At 60.5% G+C, this 14827-nt stretch carries 13 protein-coding genes and 2 tRNA genes; 4 read left to right on the forward strand and 11 right to left on the reverse strand.

Annotated features, from left to right (window positions below; all coding sequences use genetic code 11):
- Positions 1–150: 150 nt before the first annotated feature.
- Positions 151–227 (reverse strand) — tRNA-Met (locus tag QRN33_RS20575).
- Positions 228–448: 221 nt separating this feature from the next.
- Positions 449–525, reverse strand: a tRNA-Met gene (locus QRN33_RS20580).
- Between the two features lie 279 nt (positions 526–804).
- Between QRN33_RS20580 and dinB the strand changes: the two genes are divergently transcribed.
- Positions 805–1866 carry a DNA polymerase IV gene (dinB, locus tag QRN33_RS20585; protein WP_285409773.1) on the forward strand — a complete coding sequence of 354 codons (1062 nt, stop codon included), beginning with the start codon at positions 805–807 and terminating at the stop codon, positions 1864–1866.
- Positions 1867–1975: 109 nt separating this feature from the next.
- Here the strand turns inward: dinB and QRN33_RS20590 are convergent, their stop codons facing one another.
- The 4 genes from QRN33_RS20590 to QRN33_RS20605 form a co-directional block, all read right to left on the reverse strand.
- Entirely contained in the window at positions 1976–2929 is a 954-nt protein-coding gene (locus QRN33_RS20590) for a hypothetical protein (RefSeq protein ID WP_042608242.1), read from the reverse strand.
- Positions 2930–2946: 17 nt separating this feature from the next.
- Complete coding sequence (locus tag QRN33_RS20595; RefSeq protein ID WP_065615257.1) at positions 2947–4662, reverse strand: proline--tRNA ligase; 1716 nt, start codon at positions 4660–4662, stop codon at positions 2947–2949.
- A 129-nt stretch (positions 4663–4791) separates the two neighbouring features.
- The gene (locus QRN33_RS20600) at positions 4792–6351 is read right to left on the reverse strand and encodes an AmpG family muropeptide MFS transporter (protein WP_042608240.1); all 1560 of its coding nucleotides are present in this window, start codon (positions 6349–6351) and stop codon (positions 4792–4794) included.
- Positions 6352–6394: 43 nt separating this feature from the next.
- Complete coding sequence (locus tag QRN33_RS20605) at positions 6395–6748, reverse strand: MGMT family protein (protein ID WP_042608239.1); 354 nt, start codon at positions 6746–6748, stop codon at positions 6395–6397.
- Positions 6749–6913: 165 nt separating this feature from the next.
- Between QRN33_RS20605 and QRN33_RS20610 the strand changes: the two genes are divergently transcribed.
- Positions 6914–7921 (forward strand): DUF481 domain-containing protein, encoded by a 1008-nt coding sequence (locus QRN33_RS20610; protein ID WP_042608238.1) that lies wholly within the window; start codon positions 6914–6916, stop codon positions 7919–7921.
- A 163-nt stretch (positions 7922–8084) separates the two neighbouring features.
- On the opposite strand, the gene QRN33_RS20615 is transcribed toward QRN33_RS20610, so the two are convergent.
- Entirely contained in the window at positions 8085–8294 is a 210-nt protein-coding gene (locus QRN33_RS20615) for a cold-shock protein (protein ID WP_002554837.1), read from the reverse strand.
- 355 nt (positions 8295–8649) lie between these two features.
- On the opposite strand from QRN33_RS20615, the gene dcd reads away from it, so the two are divergent.
- On the forward strand, positions 8650–9216 hold the full coding sequence (gene dcd, locus QRN33_RS20620) for a dCTP deaminase (protein WP_007940589.1): 567 nt from the start codon (positions 8650–8652) through the stop codon (positions 9214–9216).
- 107 nt (positions 9217–9323) lie between these two features.
- Positions 9324–9533 carry a hypothetical protein gene (locus QRN33_RS20625; protein WP_016771389.1) on the forward strand — a complete coding sequence of 70 codons (210 nt, stop codon included), beginning with the start codon at positions 9324–9326 and terminating at the stop codon, positions 9531–9533.
- A gap of 43 nt (positions 9534–9576) precedes the next feature.
- On the opposite strand, the gene pdeM is transcribed toward QRN33_RS20625, so the two are convergent.
- The 4 genes from pdeM to QRN33_RS20645 form a co-directional block, all read right to left on the reverse strand.
- Positions 9577–10230, reverse strand: coding sequence for a ligase-associated DNA damage response endonuclease PdeM (pdeM, locus tag QRN33_RS20630; RefSeq protein WP_502945009.1), 654 nt, complete (start codon positions 10228–10230; stop codon positions 9577–9579).
- Complete coding sequence (locus tag QRN33_RS20635) at positions 10227–12716, reverse strand: ligase-associated DNA damage response DEXH box helicase (RefSeq protein WP_285409780.1); 2490 nt, start codon at positions 12714–12716, stop codon at positions 10227–10229. The genes pdeM and QRN33_RS20635 overlap by 4 nt, the downstream gene beginning before the upstream one ends.
- A gap of 192 nt (positions 12717–12908) precedes the next feature.
- On the reverse strand, positions 12909–13673 hold the full coding sequence (locus QRN33_RS20640; RefSeq protein WP_285409782.1) for an ABC transporter ATP-binding protein: 765 nt from the start codon (positions 13671–13673) through the stop codon (positions 12909–12911).
- Between the two features lie 12 nt (positions 13674–13685).
- Positions 13686–14804 (reverse strand): succinylglutamate desuccinylase/aspartoacylase family protein, encoded by a 1119-nt coding sequence (locus QRN33_RS20645; RefSeq protein ID WP_285409784.1) that lies wholly within the window; start codon positions 14802–14804, stop codon positions 13686–13688.
- Between the last annotated feature and the right edge of the window lie 23 nt (positions 14805–14827).

Consider the following 14827-nt stretch of genomic DNA (forward strand, 5'->3'; position numbering starts at 1 on the left):
GAAAGCCTGTCTACGACTCAAGCATAGTCGCAACACAGCACTTCTGATGATCCCCAGCGGTTCACTGCACAGTGACAGATCATTGTTGCGAAAGGACTTTTTCGACAGATACAAAAAAGGCCACTCTTTCGAGTAGCCTTTTTTGATGTTTGGTTGCGGGAGCCGGATTTGAACCGACGACCTTCGGGTTATGAGCCCGACGAGCTACCAGACTGCTCCATCCCGCGTCTGTGTGGCGGCATTCTACAGGCGAACGGCGAGGTGTCAACCGCTAATCCAGGAATGGGTCAAATAACTGCGAAATCGCGGCAAACGGTCGCAGGCGCGCGTTAAGTTTCGGAAATCCAAAGAAATCCTGTTTCTCCTCAACCCGTGTCGCACGACGCTGGCTGGACAAAACAGACGCGCACAAAAAAGGCCACTCTTTCGAGTAGCCTTTTTCGATGTTTGGTTGCGGGAGCCGGATTTGAACCGACGACCTTCGGGTTATGAGCCCGACGAGCTACCAGACTGCTCCATCCCGCGTCTGTGTGGCGGCATTCTACAGAGGTTCGCGAGTGTGTCAACCTTCGATCTGGATAAATCTGTTGAGGTTCAAGCGCTTAGGATCTTTTCGGGATCCGGTGATCGGCACGCAGGGCAGGCCGCGCAAGGCTTTCAGCTCTATTGGTCGGCGATCCTTGATTGAGAAAATAAATTCGTCGGAAATATCCTACGGTCGGAAAAGAACATTCAACCACTGGTGCTATATACAGGTGCCAATGAGATACTGCCGCTCCGGCTTGCCACGTTGCTTTTTCCGACATGACCCAGCGAAAAATCATCCACATCGACTGTGACTGTTTCTACGCCGCCATCGAGATGCGCGACGACCCACGTCTGGCCGGCAAGCCACTGGCGGTGGGTGGTTCGGCGGACCGTCGCGGGGTGATCGCCACCTGCAACTATGAAGCGCGCGCCTATGGCGTGCGCTCGGCAATGGCCTCCGGGCATGCGTTGAAGCTGTGCCCGGACCTGACCATCGTCAAGCCGCGCATGGACGCTTATCGGGAAGCGTCGAAGGAAATTCATACGATCTTCGCCGACTACACCGATCTGATCGAGCCGCTGTCGCTGGACGAGGCTTACCTGGATGTGTCCGACAGCGCGCATTTCGGCGGCAGCGCCACGCGCATCGCCCAGGACATCCGCCGCCGGGTTTCCAATCAACTGCACATCACCGTTTCCGCTGGCGTTGCGCCGAACAAGTTTCTGGCGAAGATCGCCAGCGACTGGAAGAAACCCAACGGCTTGTTCGTGATCACCCCGGATCAGGTCGAGGATTTCGTCAGCGGTCTGCCCGTCAGCAAGCTGCACGGTGTTGGCAAGGTCACTGCCGACAAGCTCGGCAAGCTCGGCATCGTCGACTGCCAGCACTTGCGCGAATGGGGCAGGCTGGCGCTGGTGCGTCAATTCGGCAGTTTTGGCGAGCGATTGTGGAATCTCGCCCGTGGGATCGATGACCGCCTGGTGCACAACGACAGTCGGCGTCAGTCGATCAGCGTGGAAAACACCTACGACGTTGATCTTCCGGATTTGCGCGCCTGCCTCGACAAATTGCCCGAGCTGCTCGACACCCTGAAAAACCGCATGGCGCGGATCGACAGCAGTTACCGACCGGGCAAGCCGTTCGTCAAAGTCAAATTTCATGACTTTACCCAGACCACACTGGAACAGGCCGGGGCAGGGCGGGACCTGGGCAGTTATCAGTTGCTGCTGACGCAGGCGTTCAATCGCGGCGGCAAGCCGGTGCGGTTGTTGGGAGTGGGGGTGAGGCTGGAGGATTTGCGCGGCGGGTTTGAGCAGATGGAGTTGTTTGAGCGGTAATTTTGCGTTGTCTGTCAGGACCTCTTCGCGAGCAGGCTCGCTCCCACATTGGATCTGCGGCGTTCACAAATCCCTTGTGGGAGCGAGCCTGCTCGCGAAGCTTTTGCTTTTAATTCGGCCCCGGATCAGCCACTAAACGCCCGGCATCCTTGGCCAAAGACTTGAGAAACTCAGTCTGCAACTCCGGATCATTGCGCGTCAGTTCGATCAGGCTTTGTTCCAGTTCGCTGGCTTCCTCTTCCAGGCCCAGTTCCGACAGGCGTTTGACCCGGTGCACCCACTGGCTCACCTCGTCATCTTCCAGATCGTCATAAATCAGCCCGTGCGCTTCCAGCAACTTGCCGCGCAGGTGGCCGCTGAGCATCAGCGTCGAGTCGGAGTGCACGTCATCCTTGGCGTCTTCGACACTGATCTGCAAGCGGCCGATATGATTGAGGTCATGTTCGGCGAAAGGACTGTCGAGCAGGTTCAAGCGCAGCACGCCGTTGCGGTCGGTGGTCATGTCGAACGTCTGCTTGCCGGCCTTCACCTGCACCGGGCGCTCGCTCCATGGCAGGCTCGAATACTCCGTGCGCTTGTCGCGCTGGACTTCGTCGATGCCCGCGAGGTTCTGCTGCGCGCGACCGTTGGACTGCGCGTTCATGAACGGGTTGAGCCCGGCGAAACCGTAGCTCAGCCAATCCTTGGTGACGCTGTCCGGCAGGTTGCCGAGGGCGAACACGTTGACCACGTTCGCACCGACACCACCGACCACGGCCACCGCGCCCAGTGGAATCTCATAGACTTCGCGCCAGGGTTGGTAAGGCGTGTAGCGGTCGTAACGGCGGGTGACTTCGAACTCGGTGACTTCGAAGGTCTTCTGCTCGTTGATCTTCACGCGTCGCTGCGGCAGCTCGAGCACCTTGGGCTCGCCGACATCGATCTGCAGGCTGTGATCGAGCAACTTTCGCTCGACCCGCTCTTCGTGCTCGCTGCGTTGCGACATGTGATTGGCGCAGCCGCTGACCAGCAGGGCGCCGCACAGGGCGGCGCCACCGAGGCCTAAGGTGTTTCGCTTGAACATGACGTCTCTATCTGGTTTCAGCGGCGGATACGGGCCTGAAGGAAGGACACAACATCGGCCACCGGCAGCGCTTGCGCCTCTGCTGCGGAACGACTCTTGTATTCCAGGTTGCCTTCGGCGAGGCCGCGGTCGCTGACCACGATCCGGTGTGGAATGCCGATCAGCTCCATGTCGGCGAACTTGATGCCCGGGCTGGTTTTCTTGTCGCGATCGTCCAGCAGCACTTCGAAACCGGCCGCCGTCAGTTCGGCATACAGCTTGTCGGTGGCTTCGCGAACCTGCTCGGTTTCATAGCGCAGCGGTACCAGAGCGATCTGGAATGGCGCCAGCGTGTCGCTCCAGATGATGCCGTTGGCGTCGTTGTTCTGCTCGATCGCAGCGGCAACCACGCGGGATACGCCAATGCCGTAGCAGCCCATTTCCAGGGTCACCGGCTTGCCGTTCTCGCCCAGCACTTCGCACTTCATCGCCTTGCTGTACTTGTTACCCAGCTGGAAGATGTGGCCGACTTCGATGCCGCGCTTGATTTCCAGCGTGCCTTTACCGTCCGGGCTTGGGTCGCCCGCAACGACATTGCGCAGGTCGGCAACGGTCGGAACCGGCAGATCACGCTCCCAGTTCACGCCGAAGTAGTGCTTGTCGTCGATGTTCGCGCCGATGCCGAAGTCGCTCATCATCGCGACCGAACGGTCGATGATGATCGGCAGCGGCAGGTTCAGCGGGCCGAGCGAGCCAGCGCCAGCGCCGATCGCATCACGCAGTTCGGCATCGGAGGCCATCACCAGCGGGCTGGCCACGCCTGGCTGGTTGGCGGCCTTGATTTCGTTCAGTTCGTGGTCGCCACGGATGACCAGCGCGATCAGCTTGCCTTCTTCTTCGGCATGAACGATCAGGGTCTTGATGGTCTTTTCAATCGGCAGATTGAATTTTTCCACCAGCGCCGCGATGGTTTTGGTGTCCGGTGTGTCGACCAGGCGCAGCTCTTCGGTTGGCGCAGGGCGCGAGGTTTCCCGTGGCACCGCTTCGGCTTTTTCGATGTTCGCCGCGTAGTCGGAACCGTTGCTGAAAACGATATCGTCTTCGCCGGACTCGGCCAGCACGTGGAACTCGTGGGAGCCGGCGCCACCGATCGAACCGTTATCAGCTTCTACCGGGCGGAATTTCAGGCCCAGACGCGTGAACACGTTGCAGTACGCCTCGTGCATGCGGTCATAGGTGATCTGCAGCGACGCCTGGTCGGCGTGGAAGGAGTAGGCGTCCTTCATGATGAATTCGCGGCCGCGCATCAAACCGAAGCGTGGGCGAATTTCGTCACGGAATTTGGTCTGGATCTGGTACAGGTTGATCGGCAGCTGTTTGTAGCTGCTCAACTCGTTGCGCATCAGATCGGTGATCACTTCTTCGTGGGTCGGGCCCGCGCAGAAATCACGACCGTGTCGGTCTTTGATGCGCAGCAGCTCAGGGCCGTATTCTTCCCAGCGCCCCGATTCCTGCCACAGCTCGGCCGGTTGGGTGCTCGGCATCAACACTTCCAGAGAACCGGCAGCGTTCATTTCTTCGCGAACGATGGCTTCGACCTTGCGCATGACTCGCAGGCCCATGGGCAGCCAGGTGTACAGGCCCGAGGCAAGCTTGCGGATCATGCCGGCGCGCAGCATCAGCTGATGACTGATCACGACCGCGTCGGAAGGCGTTTCTTTCTGTGTGGCGAGCAAAAATTGACTGGTGCGCATGGTTGGCCGTTGTCGGTTGCTATGACTGGAAATGACGGAGCAGTGTACCGGCGAGTTTTGCTGACGTACAGAAGTGTGGCCGGCGCAAAGGTCCGGTGGCGGGATTCCTCCCGTCACCGGCGAAGTGTCCTACGATTCTTCGGTTGCGGGCGTCGGTGCGGGTTCGGGCGTCGGTGTCGGCCCTTCGCGGCGGCGCTCCTGAAACCAGTGCAGCGCAATCAGCAGCAGCGTCGGCACGCCTAGCAGAGCGGTGATGAGGAAGAAGCTGTGATAGCCGAACTTCTCGACCAGCACGCCGGAATAGCCGCCCATCAGGCGCGGCAGCAGCAACATGATCGAGCTGAGCAGGGCATATTGCGTGGCCGAGAATTTCAGGTTGGTCAGGCTCGACAGGTAGGCGACGAACGCTGACGTCGCCAGGCCCGAGCTGAAGTTGTCGAGGGAAATGGTCACCACCAGCATCTGCAGGTTCGGCCCCATGTCCGCGAGCATCACGAACAGCAGGTTGGTCGCCGCCGAAGCCACGCCGCCGATAAACAGGATCGGCAGGATGCCGAAGCGCACGATCAACAGGCCGCCCATGCCGGCGCCGACGAGGGTCATGATCAAGCCGAAGATCTTGCTGACGCTAGCGATCTGATCCTTGGTGAAACCCTGGTCGATGTAGAACACGTTGGCCATCACGCCCATCACCGTGTCCGACATCCGGTAGGTGGCGATCAGGCCCAGCAGCAACAGCGCCTGCCAGCGGTAACGCAGGATGAAGTCATTGACCGGCGTCAGCACCGGCGCCAATCCACGCCGGCCCATGGCCGACAGACACATCCCCGTGAGGAGCGTATAGAGAATGGCGCGAAGGAAAGCGCGGTCTTCGAGCAGCAGGTCGAGCGGGCTCATGTCCCCGAACAGCACGCCAGCGAAATCAGTGTTGTACAGCTGGGTGAACATCGCCGGTACGGAAACCAGCAAAACGATCAGCACGAACACCGACATCAATTGATGCATGAACGTATAGCGCCCGGCCTGCAACTGCGTGCGCAGCGGCACCGGCGGCTCACGCATGAACAGCGTGGTCAGCAGCGCGGGCACCATCAATGCGCCGAACAGCACATAGGTGCCGGTCCACGCCGCGTGCTTATAGTTGAAACCGGTGGAGCCGAAACCTTCGGCGAAGAACAGCGCGCCGGCGGTGGCGAGCAGGGCGGCGACGCGGTAACCGGACATGTAACTGGCGGCGAGGGCGGCCTGGCGGCTGTCATCGGCGATTTCCAGGCGATAGGCGTCGACCGCGATATCCTGCGTGGCTGAGGCAAAAGCGACGACGACGGCAATCGCGATCAGCCAGGACAAGTGCTTCTGCGGATCACAGAAACCCATGCCGATCAGGCCAAGAATCACCAGTGCCTGAGAGAGCACCAGCCAGGAACGGCGACGACCGAGTTTGCCCAGCAAGGGCAGGCGCCATTGGTCGAGCAGCGGTGACCAGACCCATTTGAACGCATACGCCAGGCCGATCAGGCTGGCATAGCCGATGGTTTCACGGGCTACGCCCGCTTCACGCAGCCACACGGAGAGCGTCGAGAACACCAGCATGTACGGCAGGCCGGCGGCAAAACCGAGCAACAACAGCACGAGCGTCGAAGGACTGGCATAGGCGGCGAGCGCGGCGCGCCAGGTTTTACGGGGCATGGGCTGAAGTCTGCCTCAAAATTGCGAAAACAAAGCGCGCACTCTAACCGCTGTGCTCTACCGGACGCCAGCCATGGCGCCGAATATCCACACGATTGTTCTGGATGGTGATGCCTTCCATGCGCAATCGCGCGCGTTGTTCATCACCGGAGGGGGTGCCGACCGGCAGGCTGATGCGTCCGCCGGCACCCAATACGCGGTGCCAGGGCAGTCTGGTGTCGCCGGGCAACTGGCTCAAGGTGCGCCCGACCCAGCGCGCGGCGCGGCCCAGTCCGGCCAGTTCGGCCAGCTGTCCATAACTGACGACTTTGCCTTCGGGCACTTGCGCGAGCGTCGAGTAGAGCGCCGTGCGTCGGATTTGCGCATCGTTTTCGACGCTGTCGAGCGGGTCTTTCACGTACGCGGCTCCTGAGCATTGGCGTGACAATGGTGACAAGGGTAATCGCTTGGGGCGCAGTTGAGAAATGAACTCAATTGAAATAGTCCGGTCAGTCCTTGTCATGGGCAAAATCCTACGGATAATGCCGACCCTTTTCGCCAACTCTGAGCCCCCGGTCTGCTTATGTTCCCCAGAACCTTGTTGTGCCTTGCTGTTTTCAGCACGTCCACGCCCCTGCTTGCCGACACCGTCTGGTTGAAAAACGGCGACAAGTTGAGTGGCACTATCACGGTCTTTGACGGCGGCAAGCTGTTGATCCAGACCAAATATGCCGGTGCCGTGGCAATTGACTGGAAAGAGGTCAAGACTCTCGACAGCGATCAGCACCTGCTAGTGAAGCAGGACGCCTACGCTGGCGAAGTGTCGAAGTCGCTCACAGCGGCCGACGATGGCAAGGTCACCCTGGCCAATGGTGAGGCGCCGAAGACTGTCGAGCTGGCGAGCATTCAGCAGATTCTCAAGCCCAAGCCGATCGTCACCGACCTGGTGTGGAAGGGCAACGTCGACCTGGCGCTGGATTATCAGCGCGCCGAAAAGGACACCGACGATTACGATGTTGGCTTCAAGACTTCCGCTCGCCATGGTCGCTGGCGGCATATCGCTGAGGGCGAGTACAACCGCGAAGTGCAGGATGCGGAAACCACCACCAACAACTGGCGCGCCGAATACTCCCTCGACCGCTTCCTCACCGATCAGTGGTTCTGGCAGGGGCGCATCAACTACAAGCGTGATCACATCGAAGAGCTGGCGCGTCAGCGTGTGGTCGGTACCGGTCCGGGCTACCAGTTCTGGGACGACGAACTGGGCGCGTTCTCGCTGGGTTCGTTGCTTAACCGCACCGACTATGAATACCGCGATGGCAGCAAGGACAACTTCTATTCCGTCGCGATGAAGTGGGACTACAACCGCTACCTGATCGGCAAGAAGGTCGAGTTCTTCACCAATGGCGAAGTCGGCAAGCCGTTGTCGGGCGTCGCCGATTACGCACTGGATGCCGAGCTGGGCCTGCGCTACAAGGTCACCGAATGGGCCTCGCTCAATCTCAAGGCCGAGCGCGACATCATCAGTGGCACCAACGATGCCGATTTGAACAAGACCCGCTATACCGCAGGGTTTGGCGTGGCCTGGTAAAAGCTTAAAGCAAAAGATCGCAGTCTTCGGCAGCTCCTACGGGATGTACATCAATCCTCTGTAGGAGCTGCCGAAGGCTGCGATCTTTTTTACGCTCAAAAACAAGCGCCCACAAAAAAGCCCCGCTTTTGAGGGCGGGGCTCTTTTCTAAAGAAGCTACAAGTTAGATAACTTGAACTTCTTCAGCTTGCATGCCTTTCTGACCGCGGGTAGCGATGAAAGAAACCTGTTGGCCTTCTTTCAGGCTTTTGAAGCCGTCGGATTGGATAGCTTTGAAGTGAACGAACAGGTCGTCACCGGATTGTGGAGTGATGAAGCCGAAGCCTTTTTCATCGTTGAACCACTTAACGGTACCGGTTTGGCGATTAGACATGGTGTAACTCCTTGAACAAAGATAACTGCGACTCAGGAAGAACCCTGGCCGAGACTGAGTGCAAAGAGCAGGAAAAATTCTTGTAGATGGTTGGATCGAAATTCAACATATCGTGTAGAGATTCTCAGTGACACAAGCAACACAGTGACGCCACCTTAACCCTTTTTCCGGAACGTGCCAATGTTTCTTGCAAAGGATTCTGTGTTTTAGGGATCGGCGGTGCGGCTGTTCGTCGCCACATCTCGTAAATACGGGGTGTTCGCCGAGAATTGCGTTGCGCACTTTGATCGCGGCGACGCGCCCGGTAAGATGCCGGACAGAATTTTTCCACCTCGCTATTCAGGACAACCCCGCCATGAGCATCAAATCGGACAAGTGGATTCGCCGCATGGCGCAGGAACACGGCATGATCGAACCGTTCGTCGAGCGCCAGATGCGCGGCAGCGACGACAGCCGGGTGATTTCCTACGGCGTGTCGAGCTACGGTTACGACGTACGTTGCACCAACCACTTCAAGGTGTTCACCAACATCAATTCGGCTATCGTCGACCCGAAGAACTTCGACGCCGGCAGCTTCGTCGACATCCACAGCGACGTCTGCATCATCCCGCCGAACTCCTTCGCCTTGGCCAGCACCGTCGAGTACTTCCGTATTCCGCGCAATGTGCTGACCATCTGCCTGGGTAAAAGCACCTACGCGCGCTGCGGCATCATCGTCAACGTCACTCCGCTCGAGCCTGAGTGGGAAGGTCACGTGACCCTGGAATTCTCCAACACCACCAACCTGCCGGCGAAAATCTACGCCAACGAAGGCGTGGCGCAGATGCTCTTCCTTGAATCCGACGAGGAATGTGAAGTTTCCTACAAGGATCGTGGCGGCAAGTATCAGGGCCAGCGTGGCGTGACCTTGCCGCGTACCTGATCGACCATCCGACGGATGTCGGGAATTCTTTGGCGGGCAGACACTCTATGGGGTGTACTGCCCGTTTTTGTTACACACAAATTCGGGCCTTCACTGAGGAGTGCCCTATGAAGATCGACCCGCGAATCAGCGCTGAACTGGCAAGGCTTGAGCCCAATCAGATAGGCGTACTGGCCTGGTCGCTATTGGCGAATCCGTCGTTGAGCCTGTCCGGCGGCGTGCCCGGTCAGCCCGATCCCGATACTCCCAACGAACAACCGACCGAGCCAGGCGAACCAACGCTGCCGGACGAACCGCCTCCGGCGCCAGTTGCCTGACCCTGCTCATTAATATGGCCCGTCAACCCGATCGATCTGCGATCTAGCTGACGGGCCATATTTCGTTGTCGCCGATCACGAAGACTTTACAGCTGTCGTCGCGCTCGACCTGATAGCCGCCGGTAAACGCACCGAACGCCGGCATCAGGCTGATGCGCTCACCCAACCTGAAACAGGCCAGGCGCAAGCTCTGCCGGCCTCTGCCCTGCAATCGATAAACCGGATGAACGTGTCCCGCGAGCACGTGCCGTTCGGGATGCGGATCGGGTTCATGCTGCAAGGCGAATGGCCCGAGCAATAGCGGCTCGGGTACCACGCGGATATTCAGCGAGGCCGGTGGGTCGCCAGCGCGTTTGTCGTGGTTGCCGCGAATCAGCGTCATCGGCAGGTCAGCGTGCCGCGCGCGCCATTCTGCCAGCGCATTCAGTGTGGTCGGGACATGGGAGCCAGGCCCATGCAGAAAATCACCGAGGAAGATCAATTGGCGACACGGCAGTCGCGCCAGCAGCGCGTCGATCACTTCGATGTTGCTAGCCGTGGTGCCATGCGGCACCGGCTGGCCAAGGCTGCGATAAGCCGCCGCTTTGCCGAAATGCACGTCGGCGATCAGCAGCGCCTCCTGCGCGGGCCAGTACAGGGCTTTCTCCGGCAGTAACCACAATTCTTCGCCGGCCAGGCGCACCGGGTAGGCGCTCACGACGATTTACCGTTATCAGCATTTTTTTCCAGGTCACCGACCATTCTTCTGATCCTGTCAGCCAGTTTTTCCGAACTCATGCTCTCGCGCATCCGCTCCACCAGCAGCGGAAAGCCCAGCGGTGTAGGACGTTTAAGCTGATGCACGTCGAGTTTCATCTGATTGATGCGCGCCAGTGTCTGTTCCAGCCGGCGAATATCCAGTTCTTCGCGCAGGACTTCTTCCCCGGCCTGGGCCAGGAGCAGATTGTCGGCGTCGTATTGTTTGAACACCTGGAAAAACAGGCCACTCGACGCCTGCACCTGGCGCGTACTCTTCGGTGCGCCCGGATACCCGGCGAACACCAGCCCGGCGATCCGCGCGATTTCACGGAAGCGGCGCAACGCCAGTTCGCCGGCATTGAGACTGGCCAGCACGTCCAGCAACAGGTCATCGGCATTGAACAGGTGTGCGTCGAGATGGGTGGCCCAGTCCACCGGCGTGGCGCTGAGCAATTCCAGGCCGTAGTCATTCACCGCGATCGAGAAGGTCACAGGCTGGCGCTGACTGACGCGCCACGCCAGCAGGCTCGCCAGCCCCAGATGCACTTGGCGCCCGGCGAATGGATAGAGGAAAAGGTGCCAGCCTTCGCGGGATTTCAGCACTTCGGCCAGCAGATTTTCCGTGGTGGGCAACCCAGACCAGCGTATCTGCGTTTCCAGCAGCGGTCGCAGCGCGTGCATCTCCGGGCCGTTGAAATGACCTTGAGCAGCGGCGCTGAAACGCGCCACCACCGCTTCGGCCAGTTCGTTGGATAACGGCATGCGCCCGCCATTCCAGCGTGGCACGGCGGCTTTTTTCGCGGTGCTGCGTTTAACGTAGGCGGTCATGTTTTCTACCCGCACCAGCTCCAGCAAGCGGCCGGCAAAGAGGAAACCATCGCCGGGTTTCAGTCGCGCGATAAAGCCTTCCTCGACGCTGCCCAACTGCTTGCCGCCGCCACCCTTGCTCCAGAATTTCAGGTTGATGCTCGCGTCGCTGACGATGGTGCCGATGCTCATGCGATGGCGCCGCGCCAGACGTGCATCCGGCACACGCCAGACGCCGTGTTCGTCCGGCTCGACCCGGCGGTAGTCCGGGTACGCTGTAAGAGACATCCCGCCGTGGCGTACGAAAGCCAATGCCCAGGCCCAGTCCGCCGGTGTCAGGTCGCGATAAGCCCAGGCGCCGCGGACTTCTTCGTACAGATCCTCAGGAATAAAGCCACCGCCGAGGGCCATGCTGACCAAATGCTGGACCAGTACATCCAACGGCTTGTGCGGCGACAGGCGTGGCTCGATGCGCCGTTGCTCGACGGCATCGCGGGCGGCGACCGCTTCGATCAGTTCAAGGCTGTGGGTCGGCACCAGCGTCACCCGCGAGGTGCGCCCCGGTGCGTGGCCGGAGCGCCCGGCACGTTGCATCAACCGCGCGACCCCTTTCGCCGAGCCGATCTGCAGCACGCGCTCGACCGGAAGAAAATCCACGCCCAGATCCAGGCTCGAGGTGCACACCACGGCTTTCAATTGGCCATTCTTCAACGCCTGCTCGACCCAGTCGCGGGTGTCGCGGGACAGTGAACTGTGGTGCAACGCGATCAACCCGGCCCAGTCCGGCCGCGATTCCAGCAGCGCCTGATACCAAATCTCCGACTGCGCGCGGGTGTTGGTGAACACCAGGCTGCTGGCGCAGGCGTCGAGTTCGGCCACCACTTGCGGCAGCATCTTCAGACCGATGTGTCCGGCCCACGGAAAACGCTCGGTGGCCGGTGGGAGCAGGGTATCGACCTGCAGGGTTTTTTCGCTTTTGCCCTGAACACTCACGCCGCCGCCCTGTGGGATCAGTACTTGCTCGGCGTGGGACTGATTACCGAGGGTGGCGGAAACGCCCCAGACGATCAGTTCCGGCTGCCACTGACGCAGACGGGCGAGGGCCAGTTGCAGTTGCACGCCGCGTTTGTTGCCGAGCAATTCGTGCCATTCATCAACGACGATCATGCGCAGGGTCGACAACGCCGTGCGCGCATCGGCGCGGGCGAGCAGCAGGGTCAGGCTTTCAGGCGTAGTAATCAGGGTGGTCGGCAGGCGCCGGCCCTGACGAGCGCGTTCGCTGCTGCTGGTGTCGCCAGTGCGCAGACCGATGCTCCACGGAATCTGCAAATCATCTACCGGGCTTTGCAGTGCGCGGGCAGTGTCGGCGGCGAGGGCGCGCATCGGCGTGATCCACAGCACCGTCAGCGGTTCGGCCGGCGGTTTGCGTTTGCGCGGCGTGGCCACGGGCGGCTGCAAGCGGGCGAAGCGATTGAGCGCGGCAAACCACACCGCATAGGTTTTGCCGGCGCCGGTGCTGGCGTGGAGCAAGCCGGATTCGCCGTTTTTCACCGCCGCCCACACCTGTTTCTGAAAGGCGAACGGCTTCCAGGCGCGAGCGCTGAACCAGGTTTTTGCAAAGTCGGGGGATTTCGCCATGCCGGCTGCGTGCGCTCTGGAGGTGTTGTTTCAGAGACAGCGAAGCGTGGCGACAAGTTTGATTTTTGTGGCTTGCGCGGTCCCCTGTAGGAGTGAGCCTGCTCGCGATAGCGGTGTGTCAGTTACATCAATGTTGGATGTGATGACGCTATCGCGAGCAGGCTCACTCCTACAGGGGAGATGTGCACGGCGTTATTTAAGGTTACCGCTGAGGAACTGCTTCAGGCGTTCACTCTTGGGATTGCCCAGCACCTCTTCCGGCGCGCCTTCTTCTTCCACCAGACCCTGATGCAGAAACAGCACCTGATTCGACACCTTGCGCGCAAAACTCATTTCGTGGGTGACCATGATCATGGTCCGGCCTTCTTCGGCCAGGCCCTGAATCACTTTCAACACCTCACCGACCAGTTCCGGGTCGAGCGCCGAGGTCGGTTCGTCGAACAGCATCACTTCCGGTTCCATCGCCAGCGCCCGGGCGATCGCCACGCGCTGTTGCTGGCCGCCGGAGAGAAACGCCGGGTATTGATCGGCGACCCGCGCCGGCAAGCCGACTTTGTCCAGATTACGTCGGGCGCGATCCTCGGCTTCCTGTTTGCTGCAGCCCAGCACCCGGCGCGGAGCCATGGTGATGTTTTCCAGCACGGTCATGTGGCTCCACAGGTTGAAGTGCTGGAACACCATCGCCAGCCGTGTGCGCAGGCGTTGCAGTTCATTGGCGTCGGCGACGTGCATGCCGTGGCGGTCGGTGACCATGCGGATCGCCTGGCCATCGAGGCTCATGGCGCCGTCATTCGGTTGTTCAAGAAAATTGATGCAGCGCAAAAAGGTGCTTTTGCCCGAGCCGCTGGCGCCGATCAGGCTGATCACGTCGCCGGTCCTGGCCTTGAGCGAAACGCCTTTGAGCACCTGATGATCGCCATAGCTTTTGTGCAGGCCTTCAACGGTCAGTTTGTACATGGACGAGCATCCTCAAGGCGAAAGTAGGTAGCCGCTGCGATAGGCTTCGGCGCCCGCGACGTGGGCGATGACCATGCCGGCGGTGGCCATGCGTCGCAGAGAGCGCGCGTACAGCAGGCCGGCGGCGGTGCAATGAATGGGGGTGACCTTGTCGTGGATCGGGTCGATGATTTCGGCGATCTGCTGCCCGGCTTCCAGATATTGGCCGGGCGTTGCGCAGTACACCAGCAGGCCGCCGACGGGCGTGGTCACCGGTTCGACACCGGCCAGCGGCGTGGCCGGGTACGGCAGCGGCGGTTGCGGCTTGGTTTCGCCGACGATGGCGTCGAACTGGATCAGGTAATCGATCAGCGCCTGACAGTCGCGGCTGGCCAGCGGGTGATTGACGTCGCCCTGGCCGCGCAACTCGACGGTCACCGAGAAACTGCCCAGGGGAATCTCGAAGTGCTCGCCGAAGCGCTCGCGCAATTGCCACCAGAGCAGGGTGAAGCATTCGTCGAACGACTGGCCGCCGGAGTCGGTAGCGAGCAGGCTGGCCTGGGCTTCGATATAGCGCGCCAGCGGCTCGACCTGCGGCCACGCCTCGGGCGTGGTGTACAGGTGCACCACCGATTCGAAATCGCAGTGCAAGTCCAGCACCATGTCGGCATCGCAAGCCAGGCGTTGCAGGGTCAGACGCTGGGATTGCAGTTGCGTGGTCGGCGTCTGACGGGCGAGGGCGTTGCGCAGGCTGGCCCGGATCAGTTCAAGGTTGTGCTGCGCATCATCGTTGAGTTGGCCTTCGATGGCGTTGCCGATTTCTTCGCTGAGGTCGACGAACCAGCGATTGAAATTCTGTCCGCTCTCCAGGTCATAGCGGCCCAGCGGCACGTCCATCAGCACTTGTTCGAGGCCGACCGGGTTGGCCACCGGCACCAGAACGATTTCGCTGCGCAGGCGACCGGCGGCTTCCAGCTCCGCCAGACGCTGCTTGAGGTGCCAGGCGACCAGCATGCCCGGCAGTTCATCGGCGTGCAGCGACGCCTGAATGTAAACCTTGCCCTTGGCCTGCTGTGGGCCGAAGTGGAAGCTGTGAATCTGCCGTGCGGTCCCCGGCAGCGGGGCCAGCAGGTCATGGATCTGGTGGCGCATTGTTATCTCTTTATTGTCAAACC

It is taken from the genome of Pseudomonas sp. FR229a (genome assembly GCF_030209115.1).
Classification (GTDB): domain Bacteria; phylum Pseudomonadota; class Gammaproteobacteria; order Pseudomonadales; family Pseudomonadaceae; genus Aquipseudomonas; species Aquipseudomonas moraviensis_A.

Excerpts from the sequence above, each read along its gene's own strand:
- QRN33_RS20625 (WP_016771389.1), top strand. The coding sequence starts at position 9,324 with ATGAAGATCGACCCGCGAATCAGCGCTGAACTGGCAAGGCTTGAGCCC.
- dcd (WP_007940589.1), top strand. The coding sequence starts at position 8,650 with ATGAGCATCAAATCGGACAAGTGGATTCGCCGCATGGCGCAGGAACAC.
- QRN33_RS20635 (WP_285409780.1), bottom strand. The coding sequence starts at position 12,716 with ATGGCGAAATCCCCCGACTTTGCAAAAACCTGGTTCAGCGCTCGCGCC.
- QRN33_RS20645 (WP_285409784.1), bottom strand. The coding sequence starts at position 14,804 with ATGCGCCACCAGATCCATGACCTGCTGGCCCCGCTGCCGGGGACCGCA.
- QRN33_RS20590 (WP_042608242.1), bottom strand. The coding sequence starts at position 2,929 with ATGTTCAAGCGAAACACCTTAGGCCTCGGTGGCGCCGCCCTGTGCGGC.
- QRN33_RS20615 (WP_002554837.1), bottom strand. The coding sequence starts at position 8,294 with ATGTCTAATCGCCAAACCGGTACCGTTAAGTGGTTCAACGATGAAAAA.
- dinB (WP_285409773.1), top strand. The coding sequence starts at position 805 with ATGACCCAGCGAAAAATCATCCACATCGACTGTGACTGTTTCTACGCC.
- QRN33_RS20610 (WP_042608238.1), top strand. The coding sequence starts at position 6,914 with ATGTTCCCCAGAACCTTGTTGTGCCTTGCTGTTTTCAGCACGTCCACG.
- QRN33_RS20640 (WP_285409782.1), bottom strand. The coding sequence starts at position 13,673 with ATGTACAAACTGACCGTTGAAGGCCTGCACAAAAGCTATGGCGATCAT.
- QRN33_RS20600 (WP_042608240.1), bottom strand. The coding sequence starts at position 6,351 with ATGCCCCGTAAAACCTGGCGCGCCGCGCTCGCCGCCTATGCCAGTCCT.
- QRN33_RS20595 (WP_065615257.1), bottom strand. The coding sequence starts at position 4,662 with ATGCGCACCAGTCAATTTTTGCTCGCCACACAGAAAGAAACGCCTTCC.